This window comes from Flavobacterium psychrophilum DSM 3660 = ATCC 49418, assembly GCF_002217405.1.
GTDB classification, from domain to species: domain Bacteria; phylum Bacteroidota; class Bacteroidia; order Flavobacteriales; family Flavobacteriaceae; genus Flavobacterium; species Flavobacterium psychrophilum.
Genome location: NZ_MUHE01000014.1, coordinates 49392 through 70256 on the forward strand (window position 1 = coordinate 49392; position 20865 = coordinate 70256).

18 protein-coding genes are annotated in these 20865 nt (G+C 33.0%); 14 read left to right on the forward strand and 4 right to left on the reverse strand.

Features of this window, described 5'->3' with window-relative positions:
• Positions 1–27: 27 nt before the first annotated feature.
• Positions 28–693: a phosphate signaling complex protein PhoU gene (gene phoU, locus B0A57_RS04415; protein WP_034099093.1), complete on the forward strand. Its 666-nt coding sequence runs from the start codon at positions 28–30 to the stop codon at positions 691–693.
• Between the two features lie 63 nt (positions 694–756).
• On the opposite strand, the gene B0A57_RS04420 is transcribed toward phoU, so the two are convergent.
• A complete protein-coding gene (locus B0A57_RS04420; protein ID WP_011962537.1) occupies positions 757–1803 on the reverse strand; it encodes a glycosyltransferase in 1047 nt (348 codons plus the stop codon).
• A gap of 38 nt (positions 1804–1841) precedes the next feature.
• A complete protein-coding gene (locus tag B0A57_RS04425) occupies positions 1842–2663 on the reverse strand; it encodes a UDP-2,3-diacylglucosamine diphosphatase (protein WP_034099089.1) in 822 nt (273 codons plus the stop codon).
• Between the two features lie 122 nt (positions 2664–2785).
• On the opposite strand from B0A57_RS04425, the gene trmB reads away from it, so the two are divergent.
• The 3 genes from trmB to B0A57_RS04440 all read left to right on the forward strand — a co-directional run bounded on the left by trmB (position 2786) and on the right by B0A57_RS04440 (position 4569).
• Positions 2786–3460 carry a tRNA (guanosine(46)-N7)-methyltransferase TrmB gene (gene trmB / locus B0A57_RS04430; protein WP_034099088.1) on the forward strand — a complete coding sequence of 225 codons (675 nt, stop codon included), beginning with the start codon at positions 2786–2788 and terminating at the stop codon, positions 3458–3460.
• A 48-nt stretch (positions 3461–3508) separates the two neighbouring features.
• Positions 3509–4150, forward strand: a complete 642-nt coding sequence (locus tag B0A57_RS04435; protein WP_034099086.1) for a lysine transporter LysE — start codon at positions 3509–3511, stop codon at positions 4148–4150.
• Between the two features lie 86 nt (positions 4151–4236).
• Positions 4237–4569 carry an MGMT family protein gene (locus B0A57_RS04440; protein ID WP_011962541.1) on the forward strand — a complete coding sequence of 111 codons (333 nt, stop codon included), beginning with the start codon at positions 4237–4239 and terminating at the stop codon, positions 4567–4569.
• A gap of 91 nt (positions 4570–4660) precedes the next feature.
• Here the strand turns inward: B0A57_RS04440 and B0A57_RS04445 are convergent, their stop codons facing one another.
• Positions 4661–5050 (reverse strand): SPOR domain-containing protein, encoded by a 390-nt coding sequence (locus tag B0A57_RS04445; protein WP_011962542.1) that lies wholly within the window; start codon positions 5048–5050, stop codon positions 4661–4663.
• 218 nt (positions 5051–5268) lie between these two features.
• On the opposite strand from B0A57_RS04445, the gene B0A57_RS04450 reads away from it, so the two are divergent.
• The 9 genes from B0A57_RS04450 to B0A57_RS04490 all read left to right on the forward strand — a co-directional run bounded on the left by B0A57_RS04450 (position 5269) and on the right by B0A57_RS04490 (position 17562).
• The gene (locus tag B0A57_RS04450; protein ID WP_011962543.1) at positions 5269–6591 is read left to right on the forward strand and encodes a c-type cytochrome; all 1323 of its coding nucleotides are present in this window, start codon (positions 5269–5271) and stop codon (positions 6589–6591) included.
• 89 nt (positions 6592–6680) lie between these two features.
• Positions 6681–9710: a TAT-variant-translocated molybdopterin oxidoreductase gene (locus tag B0A57_RS04455; RefSeq protein ID WP_034099084.1), complete on the forward strand. Its 3030-nt coding sequence runs from the start codon at positions 6681–6683 to the stop codon at positions 9708–9710.
• Between the two features lie 93 nt (positions 9711–9803).
• Entirely contained in the window at positions 9804–11210 is a 1407-nt protein-coding gene (gene nrfD / locus B0A57_RS04460; protein ID WP_011962545.1) for an NrfD/PsrC family molybdoenzyme membrane anchor subunit, read from the forward strand.
• Between the two features lie 6 nt (positions 11211–11216).
• Entirely contained in the window at positions 11217–11741 is a 525-nt protein-coding gene (locus tag B0A57_RS04465; protein ID WP_011962546.1) for a DUF3341 domain-containing protein, read from the forward strand.
• Between the two features lie 8 nt (positions 11742–11749).
• Positions 11750–12295 (forward strand): c-type cytochrome, encoded by a 546-nt coding sequence (locus B0A57_RS04470; protein ID WP_034099081.1) that lies wholly within the window; start codon positions 11750–11752, stop codon positions 12293–12295.
• A gap of 25 nt (positions 12296–12320) precedes the next feature.
• A complete protein-coding gene (locus B0A57_RS04475) occupies positions 12321–13766 on the forward strand; it encodes a quinol:cytochrome C oxidoreductase (protein WP_011962548.1) in 1446 nt (481 codons plus the stop codon).
• A gap of 18 nt (positions 13767–13784) precedes the next feature.
• Positions 13785–14957, forward strand: coding sequence for a cytochrome c oxidase subunit II (locus tag B0A57_RS04480; RefSeq protein ID WP_034099079.1), 1173 nt, complete (start codon positions 13785–13787; stop codon positions 14955–14957).
• A 31-nt stretch (positions 14958–14988) separates the two neighbouring features.
• Positions 14989–16794 (forward strand): cytochrome c oxidase subunit I, encoded by a 1806-nt coding sequence (locus B0A57_RS04485; protein ID WP_034099077.1) that lies wholly within the window; start codon positions 14989–14991, stop codon positions 16792–16794.
• Between the two features lie 81 nt (positions 16795–16875).
• Positions 16876–17562 (forward strand): porin family protein, encoded by a 687-nt coding sequence (locus tag B0A57_RS04490; RefSeq protein WP_034099075.1) that lies wholly within the window; start codon positions 16876–16878, stop codon positions 17560–17562.
• On the opposite strand, the gene B0A57_RS04495 is transcribed toward B0A57_RS04490, so the two are convergent.
• Positions 17557–18165: a hypothetical protein gene (locus B0A57_RS04495; protein ID WP_038466006.1), complete on the reverse strand. Its 609-nt coding sequence runs from the start codon at positions 18163–18165 to the stop codon at positions 17557–17559. The two genes, B0A57_RS04490 and B0A57_RS04495, sit on opposite strands and share 6 nt — an antisense overlap.
• 467 nt (positions 18166–18632) lie before the next feature.
• Here B0A57_RS04495 and B0A57_RS04500 point away from each other — a divergent pair, with 467 nt between their 5' ends.
• Positions 18633–20774, forward strand: coding sequence for a S46 family peptidase (locus B0A57_RS04500; RefSeq protein ID WP_034099073.1), 2142 nt, complete (start codon positions 18633–18635; stop codon positions 20772–20774).
• The last annotated feature ends 91 nt before the right edge of the window (positions 20775–20865 follow it).

A 20865-nucleotide genomic window follows, 5' to 3' on the forward strand; every position in this document is an offset into this window, starting at 1 on the left:
AACTTCCTAAACTTTAAATTAAAAAATATGGCATCATTACTTGAAATAGAATTAGCAAAATTAAAAACTGTAATCGTAAAAATTGGTGTTTTATCAGAAAATCAAATTATTGAGGCAATGAAATCTTTGCTTTCTGATCCAAATGCAACAACAAAAAAACTCAAGAAAACGGAAAACAAAATTGACAAACTAGATGTAAAAATCGATGAAATTTGTCAAAATATTTTTGCGTTACAACAACCCGTAGCCTCAGATTTGCGATTTATTATCTCTGCCATGCAAATAAGCAGCGAGATAGAACGTATTGGGGATTTAGCCATTAGTGTTATTAAAAACTCTAAGAATGTTAAAGAAAAATACGATTTAATTATAAAATTTGATATAGCTTCGATAACAAAAAACATAGAATTAATAACCAAAAAAACCAATGAGTGCTTCGATAAACAACAAGAAAAAACCATTGGAGAAATCTTTCTTTTAAATAAAAATATCAGAGTAGAAACACAGCAAGTAATAGAAAACATTATTTCTGAAATGAAAACAAACTCAAAAGCAGTAGGGTCAGGAACTAATTTAATATTGGCTTTAAAACATCTTGAGCGTATTGGTGAGCACTGTACAAATATTGCGGAATCTATTTATTTTGTAATTAATGCAAAAACAATAAAGCACGAAAAAACTAAAATTGAGTAGTATATATTTATAATTTTAAACTGACTTTTAGTAACAAAGTCAGTTTTTTTATGTCTTCTGTTTTTAGAAAATATCAAAAAGAGATTTCCAGTTTATTTGGGTTTTAAAATCCTTTAATCCTTTGTAAAAGTTAACTTCTAAAAGTTTTTCGGTTTTAAATTTCTCTTGGTTACAATAAGGAACCAATCCTTCTTTTTTATATTTTTTAGCCAGATATTCTTGCTCGTATTGCCCAGGAGTTGGAATAAAAAAAGCTTTTTTTTCTAATTGCGCCAAATCCATTACAGTAGTATAACCAGAGCGGCACAAGATTAGGTCACTTTCGTTAAAAGAATTTTCAAGCTCTTGAGAATTCATATAATTATAAAAAGTAATTTGATCCTTTTTTTCGATGATTTGTATGGCTTCTATTTTGCCTTTTATAAAAATAATATTCCCCTTGTAATGCTCTAATTCTATAATTAATTTTTCTTCTAAAAACGTGCGTTGAGGTTCTGGTCCAGATAAAATAACCATCAAATCATACTTTTTTTTCAACGTTTTTTTTTGTAACCTACTCAGTGGTCCAATATATTTTATGGTTTCAATTTTATGAGATAAATGCCCTAATTTTCCAGTAAGGTTAGGGGTAGTATTTATATCAGGAACCCAGCATTCATTGTATTTTTTTATAATGTATTGATGCATTTTACTGGTAAACCAAGTAGTGTTTCCTGTCATCACGTTTAGCTGATGGGTGATAAAAACAGACGGGATTTTCTTGTTTCTTACGCCTAATCTATTGTCTGAAATTATCCCAGAAATATTGTATTCTTTAATGAGTTTCGTTGTTATTTTTTTTTCCAAAATAATTGCCAATACCATTTTTGGGCTATTAGCTAATATCTTTAGTTTAAAAAAAAATCCGTTTTTTGGATATTCAATATGATAAGAAGGCAACTCTATCGATGGTAGTTGCGGGAATTCTTTGCGTAATATTTCTAAAGCAACACCGTCTGAGGCTAAAATAGGAGAGAAGCCTTCGGTTTCTAAGGCTCTAATTATAGGAATGCATCGTGTGGCATGACCCAAACCCCAATTAAGGGGGGCAACTAAAATATTTTTATTCATTTTTGTAATCTTTCAAGAAAATGAGGAAGGTTTTGTACTTATTTTCTTAGTACACTTATAAACTGCTCTGCTAATTTAGTTTCATATTCAAAATCTAGGTCATTTTCCTGGAAATTTTCAGTTGTAATATGCTTGTAAAGTTTCCATTTTTTGTGATTATATTCTAAACTGGTTAAGTTTTCAATCCAATCTCCAGAATTTAAATATGTTGTTTTTCCGTGAGGGTTTTCAAATAATTCGATTTTTGGTTCATGTATATGTCCGCAAATAACATAATCATAGTTCTTTTCGATGGCTAAATCTATGCAAATTTTCTCGAAATTAGTAATAAACTTAACTGCCGATTTTACATTGTCTTTAATTTTTTTCGAAAGAGAATAAGGCTCTTTGTTCATTCTGGCCAAACACCAGTTTAAAAATCGATTAATTAAAATTAAAGAATCATATCCCCAAGCACCTAATTTTGCTAGCCATTTCGCATGATTAATAGAAGCATCAAAAACATCACCATGAAAGATCCATGCTTTTTTGCCGTCTAATTCTAGGGTTAATTTATTAAGCAAACTTATATTCCCGAGATGAAGATCGGTAAATTTTCTTAAAAATTCATCATGATTACCTGTCAGATAATAAACTTTTGTTCCTTTTGTACTAAGCGAAATTATTTTCTGAATAACTTTAAGGTGATTTTTAGGGAAATAGGATTTTCTAAACTGCCAAATATCTATGATGTCTCCATTAAGGATTAATATTTTGGGCTTTATAGAAGATAAATAATTTAATAATTCTTTTGCATGACAACCATAAGTTCCTAAATGCACATCTGAAATAACAACAATTTCTAGTTTTCTTTTTTCCAAAATATAATTATTTTATACAAAGACAAGAATTATAGGTAATGTAAACGTTATGTAAACATTATCATAAGTTTATATCTATTGATTTATATTTTCTTATTTTTGCCAAAATATTAATTGAAAACGTGGGAAGTAAAAATAAATTAAAGAGATTTGGAGAAAATGAAGCGTTTGGTAACGTTTTTCAGCCAACTCGTGAGGAAGTAGTATCAAATTCATTTGGTTTAAGAGGAAAATGGAAGCAAGATTTTTTTAAGAATGATAATCCAATTATTTTAGAATTAGGTTGCGGAAAAGGCGAATATTCAGTTGGTTTGGCAACCAAATTTCCAAATAAAAATTTTGTTGGTATCGATATAAAAGGCGCTCGCTTTTGGCGTGGTGCAAAAACGGCTGTCGAAACAGGACTTCATAATGTTGCTTTTGTTCGTACGCAAATAGAATTGATAAATCATATTTTTGCCGAAAATGAGGTAGATGAAATCTGGATCACTTTTCCAGATCCTCAAATAAAATACAAACGAACCAAGCACCGAATGACCAATTCTGAATTTTTGCAATTGTACAAAAAGATCCTAAAACCCGACGGAATTATGAATCTGAAAACAGATTCAGAGTTTATGCATGGTTATACTTTAGGGTTATTGCATGGCGAAGGCCACCAAGTCTTATACGCCAATCATAATGTATATACAAATGAAGGGTCGCCAGAGGAAGTAACTGAAATACAAACATTTTACGAAAAACAATATTTAGCAATAAATAAATCTATTACATATATTCGCTTCAAAATTAAGTAGTTATAAGTATGGGCTTAACCCACCCATTAACCCCAAAAAATGTAAATAATGAGTATCATCACACCACTTTTTTTAGGTTTTATTACTTCGCTAGTAGGTGTTTTTCCGCCAGGACTTATTAATATGACAGCAGCTAAGATTAGTACGCAAGATGGTAAAAACCGTGCTTTGTTGTTTACTGCGGGTGCATTAGTAGTTGTTTTTTTTCAAACATTGGTCGCATTAATTTTTGCAAGATACATTGCCAAACATCAGGAAATAGCGATTTTGCTTCGAGAAATTGGGTTTGGAATTTTTGCAATTCTAACTATTTACTTTTTATGGATTGCAAAAGAGCCTCAAAAAAAAGAGCAAAAAGAATTTAAAATAAAAAGTAAAAAAAGTCGATTTTTTCTAGGAATGTTTATTTCTGTAATTAATTTTTTACCTATTCCTTATTATGTTTTTGCTAGCGTGGGTTTAGCGTCATTTGGGTGTTTTACTTTCAATATAAATTCAATATGTAGTTTTGTTGTAGGGGTTGTGTTTGGTTCTTTACTCGTTTTTTATAGTTATATTTCTTTTTTTAAGAAGATCGAGGCCAAAACGGATTTTCTAGTTAAAAACATGAATACAATAATAGGTTCAATTACTGGATTTATTGCAATCTTGGCTTTGTATCATATTCTAAAGTATTACTTCAAATTATAAGTAAGTATTGATGATGATTTTGTGTCGTGTTTTTTGTTATAAATATTGATATTCAAAGCGTGATTCATAATTTTAAATTCATATTTATGTCAGCAACAGGCGATAATTTTTTCGAACGGGTTTATGTTCTTGTAAGGCAAATTCCTTGCGGAAAAGTAACTTCTTATGGCGCTATCGCAAGAGTTTTAGGCACTGCTCGTTCTGCTAGAATGGTGGGTTGGGCGATGAATGCCGCTCATAATATTAACGACGTTCCTGCACACAGAGTCGTAAATCGTAAAGGGTTGCTTACTGGAAAACATCATTTTGAAGGTGCAAATATGATGCAGCAATTATTAGAAAATGAGGGTATTGTTATAATCGATAATCAGATTCAAGATTTTGATGCCGTTTTTTGGGAGCCAATTATGGCAAAATAAAAAAAGGAAAACGGATGCCTTAAATGTCTTATGCAGTTCAGACTTGAAACATATAAGACATTTAAGAGCTATAAGAAAATATTGCTAAATTTTACTTATTAGGTTTTACTAAGAAAGCGTTCGGGTATTTCTTTTTTAACGCGCGTAGTTTATTTTCGGCTTCAATTCTAGTTTTGTAATTTCCAACCCAAACTTTATATATTGGCGTGCTAAAAACAATTGTTGCATCAATGTTTTTATTCTCTTTTCTAAAATCTGTCAATGCTTTTTTGCTCGTTACGCTTTCTCCTGTAAAAATCTGAATTTTAAAACGGTCGTTTATTGTTATCGATCCGTTTAATTTTCTTTTTTCGTTTAGTAATTGTTCAAATCTAGGATCCTGTAAAACAGAATTTTTCATCTCTTGTGAGAAAGAATTAAATGGTAAAAACATCAAAAAAGCGATGCCGTAAAAGCTTCTTTTAAAAGTTAAGATTCTCATAATGAATATATTTTTAGGCAAAAATACATTTTAACTTTCTAAACAAATCAAAAAATATTATTTAGAATTAATATAAATTGATAATTAAGATATATTTAAGGTTTTGAGAATAGTACATAAGTCGTATTTTTGTCGAAGTTTTTTAAATGGCAAATTAGATTTATTTCGAAAATCGCAATAAAGATAATGTCAAATTTAAATGTTAATCATTTAATAGTATGAAGAAAGTGGGTAACCATAAATCGATTTCAAGGATAATAGCGCTGAGTTTAGCGTTAGTAATGTCCGTTTCTCTAAATTCCTTTGCGCAAACAGCTGCTCCAGTTGTTGATGCGACTACTGCTCCTGCCGCTGGTGGAGATGCTGTACAAGGAAAAGCACTTTTTAATTCGAATTGTGCGGCTTGTCATAAGTTAGATGCTAAAATGACAGGTCCAGCTTTGCGTGGTGTAACTGCAAAACATGATAAAAAATGGTTTTACGGTTGGATCAAGAATAGCTCTGCACTTATCGCTTCAGGTGATGCAGATGCTGTAAAGGTTTTTAATGAGAATAATAAGGCTGTAATGACTGCTTTTCCTCAATTATCAAACGCTGATATAGATAATATCTTAGCGTACACAGATACTGAGATAGAAAAGCCAGCAGTTTTAACGCCAACAGCTGGTGCTGAAGGTGCTTCGTCAGAAGGTGGGATATCAAACAATTTAATTTTAGGATTGTTGACTGGTATTTTAGCGGTTTTAGTCGCTATGTTGTTTATGGTAAACAATGTCTTGGGTAAAATTGCAAAAGCTAATGGTATAGAAGTAGCTGCAAAAGAAAAGACCTTGCCTATCTGGAAGGCTTTTGCTAAAAATCAGTTTTTAGTATTGGTTTCTGTTGTGTTGCTAATGTTGGTGAGTGCGTTTTTTGTGTACGGTTACCTATCTCAAATAGGTGTCGATAAAGATTATGCGCCAATTCAGCCAATTCACTATTCGCATAAAATTCACGCTGGTGATAATGGGATAGAATGTAAGTATTGCCACTCTTCGGCTCGTGTGAGTAAGAATGCTGGTATTCCTTCGTTAAATGTTTGTATGAATTGTCATAAAAATATTTCTGAATTCCAAGGGGATAAAGATTCTACTTATGTTGAATATACTAAAGAGTATTACACTGGAGAAATTCAAAAACTATACGATGCGGTGGGTTGGGATAAAACATCTCAAAAATACACTGGGAAAACAAAACCAGTAAAATGGATTCGAATTCATAATTTACCTGATTTCGTTTACTTTAATCACTCACAACACGTAACAGTTGCTGGGATCGAATGCCAGAAATGTCATGGACCAGTTCAAACTTATGAAATTCAAAAGCAATTTGCACCACTAACAATGGGTTGGTGTATTAATTGTCACCGTGCAACAGATGTGAAAGTAGAAGGAAATGATTACTACAAAAAAATTCATACCGAACTTTCTAAAAAATATGGTGTAGACAAGTTGACTGCAGCGCAAATGGGAGGTTTAGAATGTGGTAAATGCCATTACTAAAATAGTTAATAGGTTAATTGTATATCTTTAACCGAAAACTAAATGACGAAAAAAAAATACCGAATAAACGAATAAACGAATAAGAAAATATGTCATCAAACAAAAAATACTGGAAAAGTGTTGAAGAGCTAAACGAAAATAGTTCTATTGTTGAGACGCTTAGAAATAACGAATTTGTAGAAGAAATTTCAACAAATGAATTTTTAGGTGATGCAGTTACATTAGCTACATCTTCTACAACACGTCGTGACTTTCTTAAGTACGTTGGATTTACTACGGCTGCTGCCTCTCTTGCGGCTTGTGAAGGTCCAGTGCATAAGTCAATTCCTTATGTAGTTCAACCTGAAGAAATTGTGCCTGGAGTTGCAGATTATTATGCAACTACTATTGCAGATGGTTTCGATTTTGCTAATGTTTTAGTAAAAACTCGTGAAGGTCGTCCTATTAAAATAGAAAATAATAAAATTGCTGGTGCAAATTTCCACGCAAATGCACGTGTTCATGCTTCTGTATTGTCATTATATGATAGTATGCGTATGAAAACTTCGAAAATTGCTGGTAAAGACACAATTTGGGAGCAGGCAAATGCTAAAATTAAAGCTAGTATAGCTGATGCTAAAGCAAAAGGAGGAAAAGTAGTGTTGCTAACAAATACTTCTGCGAGTCCATCTACAGATAAGTTAATTGCTCAGTTTTTAGTTTCAAATCCAAACGCAAAGCATGTAACTTATGATGCAGTTTCTTCATCAGAAGCTTTAGATGCTTTTCAAACGGTTTATGGTGAGAGAGCTTTGGCAGAATATGATTTTTCAAAAGCTAATGTAATTGTTTCTATTGGTGCAGATTTCTTAGGGGATTGGCAAGGTGGTGGTTTCGATGCGGGTTATGCGCAAGGACGTATTCCTCAAAACGGAAAAATGTCACGTCACTTTCAGTTTGAATCTAATATGACACTTTCAGGTGCTGCTGCCGATAAGCGCGTGCCAATGACGGTTGCTAATCAAAAACAAGCATTAGTTCAAATATATAATGTAATTACAGGTTCTTCTATAGGTTCTTCTAAAGATGAAGCGGTGATGAAAGCTGCGCAACAACTAAAAGCTGCAGGAAGTAAAGGTGTTTTGGTTTGTGGTATCGATGATAAAAATGCTCAATTGTTAGTTTTAGCTATCAATAAAGTGTTGTCAAGCGAAGCTTTTAATACAGCAAATACACGTCAAATCCGTAAAGGAAATAATGCTGATGTGAAACAGCTTTTAGCCGACATGAAATCGGGTGCTGTTCATACTTTAATTATGAATGGTGTAAATCCTGTTTATTCTTTGCCAAACGGAAAAGAGTTTGCAAATTCATTAAAAAAAGTAAAACTTTCTGTTGCATTTGCAATGAAAGAAGATGAGACTGCTGCTGTTGCGAATATTGCAGTTGCAACACCTCATTATTTAGAATCTTGGGGAGATGTAAGTATTGTTAAAGGAAGTTATGCTTTAACACAACCTACTATTCGTCCTTTATTTGATACTGTTCAATTTCAAGATGCTTTGTTATCTTGGACAGGAAACGCTCAAACATATTATGATTATTTACGTTCTTCTTGGTCAGGTGCAAAATCATGGAATCAATTGGTTCATGACGGTGTAGTTTTTACAGAAGGAATTTCAGCTAGTGCAGGAGTTGGTGCCGATTATAACGGAGCTGCTTCAACTTTGGCTAAAGCCACTTCAAAAGGATTAGAATTGGTATTATATACTAAAACTGGTTTAGGAGATGGTCAGCAAGCAAATAATCCTTGGTTGCAAGAATTTCCAGATCCAATTACAAGAGCGTCATGGGATAATTATTTAACAATATCTCAGGCTGATGCTACTACTTCAGGTATTGAAAACTGGAATGTAGCTAATGGTGGGCTTAACGGAAGTTATGTTACTTTAACTGTAGATGGAGTAAAACTGGAAAAAGTTCCGGTAATAATTCAGCCAGGTCAAGCAAAAGGTACTGTTGGATTGGCTTTGGGTTATGGTCGTAAAGCGGCTATGAAAGAAGAAATGCAAGTGGGAGTAAATGCTTACACTTTATACAATAACTTTAGTAATGTGCAAAATGTATCAATTGCTAAAGAAGACGGAGAACATGAGTTTGCTTGTGTTCAGTTGCAAAGAACATTAATGGGTCGTGGAGATATTATCAAAGAAACTTCCCTTGATATATTTAATACAAAAGATGCTGAAGAATGGAATTTAGTTCCTATGGTATCTTTAGATCATAAAGAGGTGCCTGCTACTAGTGTAGATTTATGGGAGTCTTTCGATCGTACTGTTGGTCATCATTTTAATCTTTCTATCGATTTGAATGCTTGTACTGGTTGTGGGGCTTGTGTTATCGCTTGTCATGCAGAAAATAATGTACCAGTAGTTGGAAAATCTGAAGTGAGAAGAAGTCGTGATATGCACTGGTTGCGTATCGATAGGTATTATTCTTCTGAAACAACTTTTGAAGGTGATAATAAAGCCAAAGAGGGTAGCGAAGGGTTAATAGATTCTGTTGCTACTTTGCGTGGTATGGAAGTTCCTTCGGATAATCCTCAAGTTGCTTTCCAACCTGTTATGTGTCAGCATTGTAATCATGCGCCTTGTGAAACTGTTTGTCCTGTGGCAGCAACCTCTCATAGTCGCCAAGGTCAGAACCACATGGCTTACAATAGATGTGTTGGAACTAGATATTGTGCTAACAACTGTCCTTATAAAGTTCGTCGTTTTAACTGGTTCTTATATAACGGAAACGATGAGTTTGATTATCACATGAATGACGATTTAGGTCGTATGGTATTAAATCCTGATGTGAATGTTCGTTCTCGTGGAGTTATGGAAAAATGTTCGATGTGTATTCAAATGACACAAAAGACAATTTTAACAGCAAAACGTGAAGGACGAGAAGTTAAGGCTGACGAATTTGAAACAGCTTGTTCTAACGCATGTACTTCTGGAGCTATGGTTTTTGGAGATGTAAACAACAAAGAAGATAAAGTAACAGAATTGTCAGAAGATAAAAGAATGTATCACTTGTTAGAACACATTGGAACAAAACCAAATGTATTTTATCACGTAAAAGTTAGAAATTAGTAATAATAGGTACAAAGTAGAATTGTAAAATATAGATAAGAAAGATGATTTTTATAAATCTGAAATCTAAAATCTAAAATCTAAAATTAAATTATGTCGTCTCATTACGAAGCACCCATTAGAAAACCTTTGGTTTTTGGTAACAAAAGTTATCATGACGTTACTGTAGATGTAGCAAGACCAGTAGAAGGTAGAGCAAACAAACAATGGTGGACAGTATTTTATATCGCTTTAGCTGCATTTTTGTGGGGATTAAGCTGTATGATTTATACCATCACAACAGGAATAGGAACTTGGGGATTAAATAAAACAATTGGTTGGGCTTGGGATATCACTAACTTTGTTTGGTGGGTTGGTATCGGTCATGCTGGAACCTTAATTTCTGCGGTATTATTATTATTCCGCCAAAAATGGAGAATGGCTATTAACCGTTCTGCAGAAGCAATGACTATTTTTTCAGTAATGCAAGCAGGTTTATTTCCTATAATTCACATGGGTCGTCCTTGGTTGGGATATTGGGTTTTGCCCATCCCTAATCAATTTGGTTCTCTTTGGGTAAACTTTAATTCACCATTGCTTTGGGATGTTTTTGCAATCTCAACTTATTTGTCAGTGTCATTAGTTTTCTGGTGGACTGGTTTGTTGCCTGATTTTGCAATGATTAGAGATAGAGCTGTAACGCCATTTAATAAAAGGGTTTATTCTATATTAAGTTTTGGTTGGTCAGGTCGTGCAAAAGATTGGCAACGCTTCGAAGAGGTTTCACTTGTTTTGGCAGGTTTAGCAACTCCATTGGTTCTCTCTGTACACACAATTGTATCTTTTGACTTTGCTACTTCAGTAGTTCCAGGTTGGCATACAACTATTCTTCCCCCTTATTTTGTGGCAGGAGCTGTGTTTTCTGGTTTTGCGATGGTAAATACTTTGCTTATTATAATGAGGAAAGTATCTAATCTAGAAGATTATATCACAATTCAACACATCGAATTGATGAATATTGTCATCATGATCACTGGTTCTATTGTGGGATGTGCATATATTACAGAACTTTTTGTAGCTTGGTACTCAGGTGTTGAATATGAACAATATGCGTTTTTGAACAGAGCTACTGGTCCTTACTGGTGGGCATATTGGGCCATGATGTCTTGTAATGTTTTTTCTCCACAGTTCATGTGGTTCAAAAAATTGCGTACTAGTATAATGTTCTCATTTGTAATCTCTATTGTAGTAAATATAGGAATGTGGTTTGAGCGTTTTGTAATTATTGTAACTTCGTTACACCGTGATTACTTGCCATCATCTTGGACAATGTTCCAGCCAACATTTGTAGATATAGGTATTTTTATAGGTACTATTGGATTCTTTTTTGTATTGTTTTTACTTTACTCTAGATCATTCCCAGTGATTGCTCAGGCAGAAGTAAAAACTATCTTGAAATCATCGGGAGATAATTACAAAAGAGAAAGAGAACAAAATGGACATAATCACGATAATCACTAATCAGTCATGAGTAATAAAGTAATACATGCACTATATAATGATGACGATGTTTTGATGGATGCTGTAAAGCAAACCAGATTAGCACACCATCATATTGAAGAGGTTTATACCCCATTTCCAGTCCATGGTCTAGATAAGGCTATGGGATTGGCACCAACAAGAATTGCAATTTGTGCCTTTTTGTACGGATTAACAGGTTTGTCTTTTGGAACTTTTATGATGAATTATATCATGATTCAAGATTGGCCACAAGACATAGGTGGAAAACCAAGTTTTTCTTACATTCAAAATATGCCTTCTTTTGTGCCTATTATGTTTGAAGAAACAGTTTTTTTTGCTGCTCACTTAATGGTTATTACTTTTTATATGAGAAGTAAATTATGGCCGTTTAAACAGGCAGAAAATCCTGATGTTCGTACAACAGATGATCACTTCTTGATGGAAGTTGCAGTAAATAATAATGAAGATGAATTGACTTCTTTCCTAAAAAACACAGGAGCTGTTGAAGTTAAAGTAGTAGAAAAGCATTAATCAGAACTATGAAAAAAGTATATACACTAGCAGTTTTAATGGGGATGTCCTCATTGCTGTTTTCATGTCAAGATAAGTTAAAGCCTAACTATCAGTTTTTTCCTAACATGTATGAGTCTGCGGGTTACGAAACCTATTCTGAATCATCTGCTTTCAAAAACGGAAAAGAAGGACAGCTTCCTGTACAAGGAACTGTAAAAAGAGGTTTTGTTCCTTATGAAATACCAAATACTCCTGAGGGTTATTTAGCTTCGAAAAAGATTAATACCACACCTTTATACTCTACGAAAGTTGATTCAGATAAAGGAAAAGTATTATTTGATATTTACTGTGCTATTTGTCATGGTGAAAAAGGTGATGGAAAAGGTAATTTAGTAAAAAGAGAGAAGTATCTTGGTGTTCCTAGTTATGCAGACAGAGAAGTTTCTGTTGGAAGTATTTACCATGTTGAAACTTATGGGCTAAATTCTATGGGATCTTATGCTAATCAGTTATCACAAACTGAAAGATGGCAAGTTGCCGCTTATGTTTTGAAACTTAAGTCTGAATTATAATTGTAAAACAATCTATTTATAAATTATGTATACATTTTCAAGCAAATTAAAAAACTTATCATTTATCTTAATGCTTTTAGGAGCATTAGGTATAGGATATGGTTTTTTCACTGCCCCTAAAAATACACAAGATGTAGAAGCAATTCTTGCATCAAGTCATGGTGAGCATCATGAAGTATCTGCTCATGAACTTAAGGCAACTCATGTAGATGTTGCTCATGCAACATCGGTTGTTAAAAATTCAGTAGCTTTAAATGAAAATCATTTAGATTCTGTTTCAAAAATGGCTACAGAAAAACATATTGTATCTAAAGAAAAAGTAAGCCTTACAGATGCTCATGTAGAACACGAAGAGCATGTAGCGCATGTCTTAGGTCAGTTGCAAAACAAGCCTTGGGCCGCTTTGTACGTTGCTGCCTTATTCTTTATGCTAATATCACTTGGAGTCTTAGCGTTTTATGCTATTCAGCATGCTGCACAAGCAGGATGGTCTCCTGTATTGTTTAGAGTGATGGAAGCTATAACTTCTTATCTGGTTCCTGGTGCTATAATCGTTTATGTGTTATTGGTACTTTCAGGTTTGCATTTTAATCATTTATTCATTTGGATGAATGAGGGTGTTACTGAGCTCGGAAATGAAAATTATGACGAAATAATTGCTGGAAAATCTGGGTATTTAAACGTTCCGTTTTTCCTAATTAGAGCTGCTATTTTTATGGGTGGTTGGATATTGTATCGTAACTATACCCGCAAAAATGCCTTAGCATTAGACGAGACAAATGATGTGACTTATTATAAGAAAAATTTCAAAGCTTCAGCAGGATTTTTAGCCTTTTTCTTAGTGTCAGAATCTATGATGTCTTGGGATTGGATTATGTCTGTAGATCCTCATTGGTATAGTACTCTATTTGGTTGGTATGTTTTTGCAAGTTTTTTTGTAAGCGGAATTACTGTTATTGCTTTAATAACCTTATATTTAAAATCTAAAGGATATTTAGAAAACGTAAACAACAGCCATTTTCATGATTTAGCTAAATTTATGTTTGGTATATCCGTATTTTGGACTTACTTATGGTTCTCTCAATTTATGTTAATGTGGTATGCAAATATCCCAGAAGAAGTAACATATTTTAAATTTAGAATCGAACATTATAACTTGCCTTTCTTTGGTATGGTAGCTATGAACTTTGTGTTCCCAATTTTAATATTGATTAATACAGATTTCAAACGTGTCCCTTGGATAATATCTATGGCTGGCGTTGTAATTTTATGTGGTCATTATTTAGATTTTCATAATATGATTTATCCTGCTTCAGTAGGAGATCAATGGTTTATAGGAATTTCAGAAATAAGTTCAATATTATTCTTTGTGGGATTGTTTATATTTGTTGTCTTTACAACACTTGCAAAACAACCATTATTGCCAAAAGGTAATCCACTTATCGAAGAAAGTAAGCATTTTCATTATTAATATTTAAACAAAAAACAGATGACAAGTTTGTTGGTAATTATAGTTTTACTTTTAGTAGGTGTTGCAATTTGGCAAATGACGAAAATTTTCGATTTGACACAAATTGGCGCAAATAAAAATAGTTCTCAAATAGCAGATAATAAGGATAATAATCTTCAAGGTTATTTAATGTTCGGATTTCTCGCCTTTCTTTACATTTTTATAATCTTTGGATTGTTTAAATGGAGTCATCTAGTTTTAGTTGATCCTGCTTCAGAGCACGGAAAAGATTATGATAGTTTGATGGCTATAACATTTTGTGTTGTATTTTTTGTTGTAGCAATTACCCAAGCGCTTTTGCATTACTTTGCATTTAAATACAGAGGAGCAGAAGGTAAAAAGGCAATTTATTTTGCAGATAATGATAAATTAGAGTTTATCTGGACAATTATTCCAGTATTTGTTTTGGCAGGATTAATCCTTTACGGATTATATACTTGGACAAATATTATGTTTGTTGATGAAGACGAAGATGTAATGTATGTAGAGTTATATGCTAAACAATTTGCTTGGACTGCACGCTATTCTGGTAAAGATAATGTTCTTGGAAAAGCAAATGTACGTTTGATAGAAGGTGTTAATACAATGGGTGTTGATATGGAAGATCCAAATGCACAAGATGATATTTCGGTGTCTGAATTGCATATTCCAAAAGGTAAGAAAATTGTGTTCAAATTGCGTTCGCAAGATGTATTGCACTCTGCTTATATGCCTCATTTTAGAGCGCAAATGAACTGTGTACCTGGTATGGTTACTCAATTTGCTTTCCGACCTATTATGACTACTGACGAAATGCGTCAAACTGAGCACATGATAGAAAAAGTAGCAAACATTAACAAAATTCGTGCAAAGAAAAGTATCGAATTAGTGGCTAATGGAGAATCTCCTTTAGATCCTTATACTTTTGATTACCTATTATTGTGTAACAAAATTTGCGGAGCATCTCACTATAATATGCAAATGAAAATTGTTGTTGATACACCCGAGGAATACCAAGATTGGTTAAAAAGTCAGAAAACAATTGTAAATGCAATTGCTGATGATAAAGCAGCAAAAGCGGCCGAAAGTACTCCAGGAGCTACAACGGTAGTAATTAAAAAAGTAGATTCAGCAAAAGTTGCGGTAGTTGCAACTCCAGTTGCAGTAAAATAATTATACAATTAAAATTTAAAATAAAAACACTATGGCAGCAGCATCTCATGACCACGATCACGCACATGATCACGATCACGAACACCACCATAAAGATACTTTTATAACTAAATATATTTTTAGTTTAGATCACAAAATGATTGCTAAGCAATACCTGATTTCAGGTATTATTATGGGAATTATTGGTGTTATTATGTCCTTGCTTTTTAGATTGCAAATTGCTTGGCCTGAACAACCATTTAAAATATTCGACTTTCTTTTAGGAGATAAATTAGCACCAGGAGGTGTTATGCGTAACGATATTTATTTAGCATTAGTAACCATTCATGGTACTATTATGGTTTTCTTTGTGTTAACCGCTGGTTTGTCAGGAACTTTTAGTAATTTACTAATTCCTCTTCAAATTGGTGCTAGAGACATGGCTTCAGGTTTCTTAAATATGCTTTCTTATTGGCTGTTTTTTACTTCGGCTGTGATTATGTTGTCTTCTCTTTTTGTAGAGTCAGGACCAGCGTCTGCGGGGTGGACAATTTATCCGCCACTAAGTGCCTTGCCTCAAGCTATTCCAGGTTCTGGTACAGGTATGACATTATGGTTAGTATCTATGGCTATATTTATTGCTTCTTCATTAATGGGGTCATTAAATTATGTTGTTACCGTAATTAACCTAAGAACAAAAGGGATGTCTATGACCAGATTGCCTCTTACTATTTGGGCTTTCTTCGTTACCGCTATTATTGGTATTGTTTCCTTTCCAGTATTATTGTCGGCAGCATTATTATTGATAATGGATAGAAGTTTTGGAACATCATTCTTCTTATCAGATATTTTTATCTCAGGTGAAGTTTTACATTACCAAGGTGGTTCTCCAGTTTTGTTTGAACACTTATTTTGGTTTTTAGGTCATCCAGAAGTTTATATTGTATTATTGCCTGCTTTGGGTATTACATCTGAAGTTATTGCAACTAACTCTCGTAAACCAATTTTTGGATACCGTGCTATGATTGCTTCTATTTTAGCTATTGCGTTTTTATCGACAATTGTTTGGGGTCACCACATGTTTGTTTCAGGAATGAATCCGTTTTTAGGATCTGTATTTACTTTTACAACTTTGTTAATTGCAATACCATCTGCAGTAAAAGCTTTTAATTATATCACAACACTTTGGAAAGGTAACTTACAGTTAAATCCTGCTATGTTATTCTCTATCGGTTTGGTTTCTACTTTTATTTCTGGAGGTATTACAGGGATTGTTTTAGGTGATAGTACATTAGATATAAATGTTCACGATACTTATTTTGTGGTTGCTCACTTTCACTTAGTAATGGGTATTTCTGCATTGTACGGATTCTTTGCTGGTGTTTACCACTGGTTTCCAAAAATGTTCGGACGTATGATGAATAAAAATTTAGGTTATATTCACTTTTGGATTACTGCAATTTGTGCTTATGGTGTTTTCTATCCAATGCATTTTATAGGGATGGCTGGATTACCACGTCGTTACTACACAAATACTAACTTTCCATTATTTGATGATTTAGCTGATGTGAATAAAGTAATTACTACTTTTGCTTTGATTGGAGCAGCTTTCCAATTGGTATTTATGTGGAATTTCTTTACTAGTATTTTTTACGGAAAAAAAGCTGTGCAAAATCCATGGAGGTCTAATACCCTTGAGTGGACTACACCAGTGGAACATGTACATGGAAACTGGCCAGGTGCTATCCCAGAAGTTTATAGATGGCCTTATGATTACAGTAAACCAGGGCATGACGAAGATTTTGTTCCTCAAACTGTGCCAATGAAAGAAGGAGAAGAAGAACTTCATCATTCATAATAAAATTTAAAAATGCCTTTCTTAGTGAAAGGCATTTTTAGTTTAAAGTATTTTACTAACTTTAATCCATAAATATATATTATGCAAAAGCTTTTTAATGTTGTGTTATTACTTTTTTGTTTAAATGTTTTTTCGCAAGAGGAACTTAATTTTTCTGCAATAGATTCTTTATACCGTGAAGATCAGTTTTATTTTGGGGTTACTTATAATATCTTAAATTTGAAACCAATGGATGTTTCTCAAAACTCATTTTCTACAGGGTTGAATCTTGGTTTTTTGAGAGATTTTCCAATAAATAAAATGAGAACTTTTGCTGTAGCGCCAGGTTTGGGTTTTTCGTATAGTAATTATAAAGAAAATCTTCGGGTAGATGATTTTGGAGGAAGTATCAATTATAGTGTTATACCGTCGGGTGTTAGTTATGAAAAAAATAAATTGGCACTATATTTTGTCGATCTTCCAGTCGAATTCCGTTGGAGAACTTCTACCTTCGAATCGCATAAATTCTGGAGAGTTTATGCGGGTTTTAAATTAAGTTATTTGTTTTTAAGTCAGTCACGATATGTTGATGGGGATAAAATTTTTAAAATAAATAACAATCCAGATGTTAATAAAATTCACTATGGTGCTTACCTTTCTGCGGGATATAATTCTTGGAATTTGTATGCTTATTACGGATTAAATAACATGTTTAAAAATGGTGCTTTAAGTAGGGATCCTATCGAATTAAGTACTTTAAATGTGGGCTTGATGTTTTACATTTTATAGCCAAAAAAACAGCAGTAATAATTGTGAAAATAATCCTATTAGATAACCTAAAACTAGTTCTTTAATCGAATGCGCTTTCATATATAACCGTGATGAGGCTACAAGGCCAGTACTAAGTAGTAATGTGCTTATGATAATTATTTCGCGAACTTGAAAATACATACAACTGCTAATGCAAAAAACAGTTAATGACGCCATTCCTAGCATATGTAAGCTTACTTTCTTGCCAAAATAAACTAATAATAATGCAATTAAACTGCTAATTATACTGCCTAAAAAGAAGTAAAATAGTTCAGGAACTGTTTCTTTTGTGCCGCTTCTTATGATAAATAAAGAAAGTAGTGAGATATGTATAATTAGCGGTATTTTGCGTTGGGAAACGTTTGTAACCATTACCGAATCTATTTTTTCTAAAGCAATAAGTAAATAAAATATAGCCAAAGGGATAAATACAGTAACTATTAGTACTTGTATAGTGTACAAGTAAATAGCTTCATATATAAAATACCTGTCTTTTGTTATGAAAAAATAAAAAACAGTTGCCAGCACCGATATAAAAATAGGGTGGAAGAGGTAAGAAAAAAAAGGAAGTATCTTTTTCATCAAAATGTGTTTACGCAAATATACTTTTTTGAATTTAAAGTTTAATTAAAATAATCCATCCGTTTTGCTAAATAGAAAGCTGTGTTGGGTCATGTGTTGTTGTTTCTTTTATGTCGCTTAATTGTATAATAAACAGTTTTTTTAAATCTTATTATTTGGGAGTTGTTACAAGTGTTGGGCTTTGCGTTACAAGCGAAGTTCGCACAACTCTTATAAAAATAAAAATATAGTGAAGTAGTTTCTTTGAGCCAAAAAAAGCCTCGAAAAGAATTTTCCCTTCAATACCTAGCCAAAAAGCTGTTTTTAATGGTGTTAAGTCTTCTATGTTATTATAAGTACTTTAGAAACACGCCAAAAGGCTAATTGTTTTTCTAAAAACACCCTTTTAAACACCAAAATGATTTTACTATTTTATTTCCAATAAAATCAAAAATAGTATCTTGCAACACTATAAATTATATAATGCTATGAAATATTTAAAACTATTCCTTCTGTTATTTATTATTCAAACACAAGCCCAACAAGGGGGCATGTGGATTCCTTCTTTACTGAGCGGAATGAATGAAACCGAAATGAAAAACTTGGGTATGAAAATCTCTGCCGATGATATTTATTCGGTAAATCATTCGAGTTTAAAAGACGCTGTTCCTCATTTTAATGGCGGTTGTACATCGGAAGTTATCTCTCCAAAAGGATTAATTCTTACTAATCATCACTGTGGTTTCGATGCCATTCAGAACCATTCATCGGTAGACCATGATTATTTAACCAATGGTTTTTGGGCAATGAAAATGGAAGACGAATTGCCAAACGAAAATTTAGTGGTAACCTTTATCGTAAGTATAAATGACGTAACTGCTCAAATTTTAGATGGTGTTGCCTCAATTACTTCGGAAACCGAAAAACAAAATAAAATTCAAGAAAATATAACCAAAGTTACTGCCAGTTTTGCAAAAGAAGCTTGGCAGGAGAATAAAGTTCGTACCTTTTTTGAAGGGAATCAGTATATTCTATTTGTTACAGAAGTCTTTAAAGACGTTCGTTTAGTTGGTGCGCCACCAAGTTTGATTGGTAAATTTGGTTCCGATACCGACAATTGGGTTTGGCCACGCCATACAGGAGATTTCTCGATGTTTAGAGTTTATGCCAATAAAAATAATCATCCAGCAGCTTACTCTAAAGATAATGTTCCTTATATACCAAAACACTTTTTACCAGTTTCTTTAGACGGTGTTCAAGAAGACGATTTTACAATGGTTATGGGGTATCCTGGAAAAACACAAGAATATTTGCCGTCATTTGCCGTAGCGCAAATTGTAAACGAAACCAATCCTGCAAAAATAGAAATACGAGAGGCAGCGTTAAAAGTGCAAGATGGTTTTATGAGAAAAGACAACGCAATCAAGATTCAATACGCTTCAAAATATGCTGGCGTAGCAAATTATTGGAAAAAATGGATTGGGGAAAGCCAAGGGTTAAAAAAATCGAATGCCATTGGTCTTAAACAAAATTTCGAAAAAGATTTTCAACAAAAAGTAATTGCAGCTGGCAAACAGAACGAATACGGAAATTTATTAGCAGATTTTCAGAAATACTATACCGAAATTACTCCTTATGCAGTAAGTAGAGATTATTTTAATGAAGTGGTTGTAAAAAACACCGAATTATTAAGCTTAGGCTACAAATTATATCAGCTAGAGCAAGTGTTTATTACCAAAGGCGAACAAGCTTTTAATGACAGAAAAGAAAATTTAATAAAATCTCAAGCAGATTTCTTTAAAGATTTTAATTCAACTGTCGATGAGAAGGTTTTCGAACAATTGGTAGCTCTTTACGCAACCAAAGCACCAAAAGAGTTTTTGCCTATTTCTTTATTAAATGTAGAGTATAAAAAATTTGCACCATCAATATATAGTAAATCGAAATTAGTAGATTATGCAAATTTTAAAGCACTTTTGAGTGGCGATGCAAAAGCAGTGTTGAAAAAAATTAGTTTAGACAAAGGTTATGCTTTTGTGAAATCATTAGCAGATAATTACAGCAAAAATATTGCACCACGATACGACGAAATTAATCTAAAAATAAACGCTTTGCAAAGAATTTATATGAAAGCACAGTTAGAATTGTATCCCAACTCCCGCATTTTTCCTGACGCTAACAGTACTTTGCGTGTAACTTACGGAAAAGTAAAAGGGTATTCTCCAAAAGATGCAATCTATTACAATCCTACAACATACTTAGATGGGGCTATCGAAAAATATATTCCAGGAGATTATGAATTTGATGTTCCGAAAAAGCTAATTGACTTGTATAATAACAAAGATTACGGACAATATGGAGAAAACGGAAAGTTGCCAGTTTGCTTTATAGGTACAAATCATACAACAGGAGGGAATTCCGGTAGTCCTGCGGTAGATGCTCAAGGTAACCTTATAGGATTAAATTTTGACCGTGTTTGGGAAGGTACCATGAGCGACATACATTATGATCCTTCTATTTGTAGAAATGTAATGGTAGATATGAGATATGTCTTATTTATTGTTGATAAATTTGCTGGTGCAAAACATTTAATTAATGAGATGAAACTTGTTCACCCTAAGAAAAAATAAGATATTAATAACCAGTGATTTAAAAAGCAGGTGTTTATTTTAAAATAATTGTTTAACTCGTATTTTTTGGCACAGAAATTGTAATTTAATT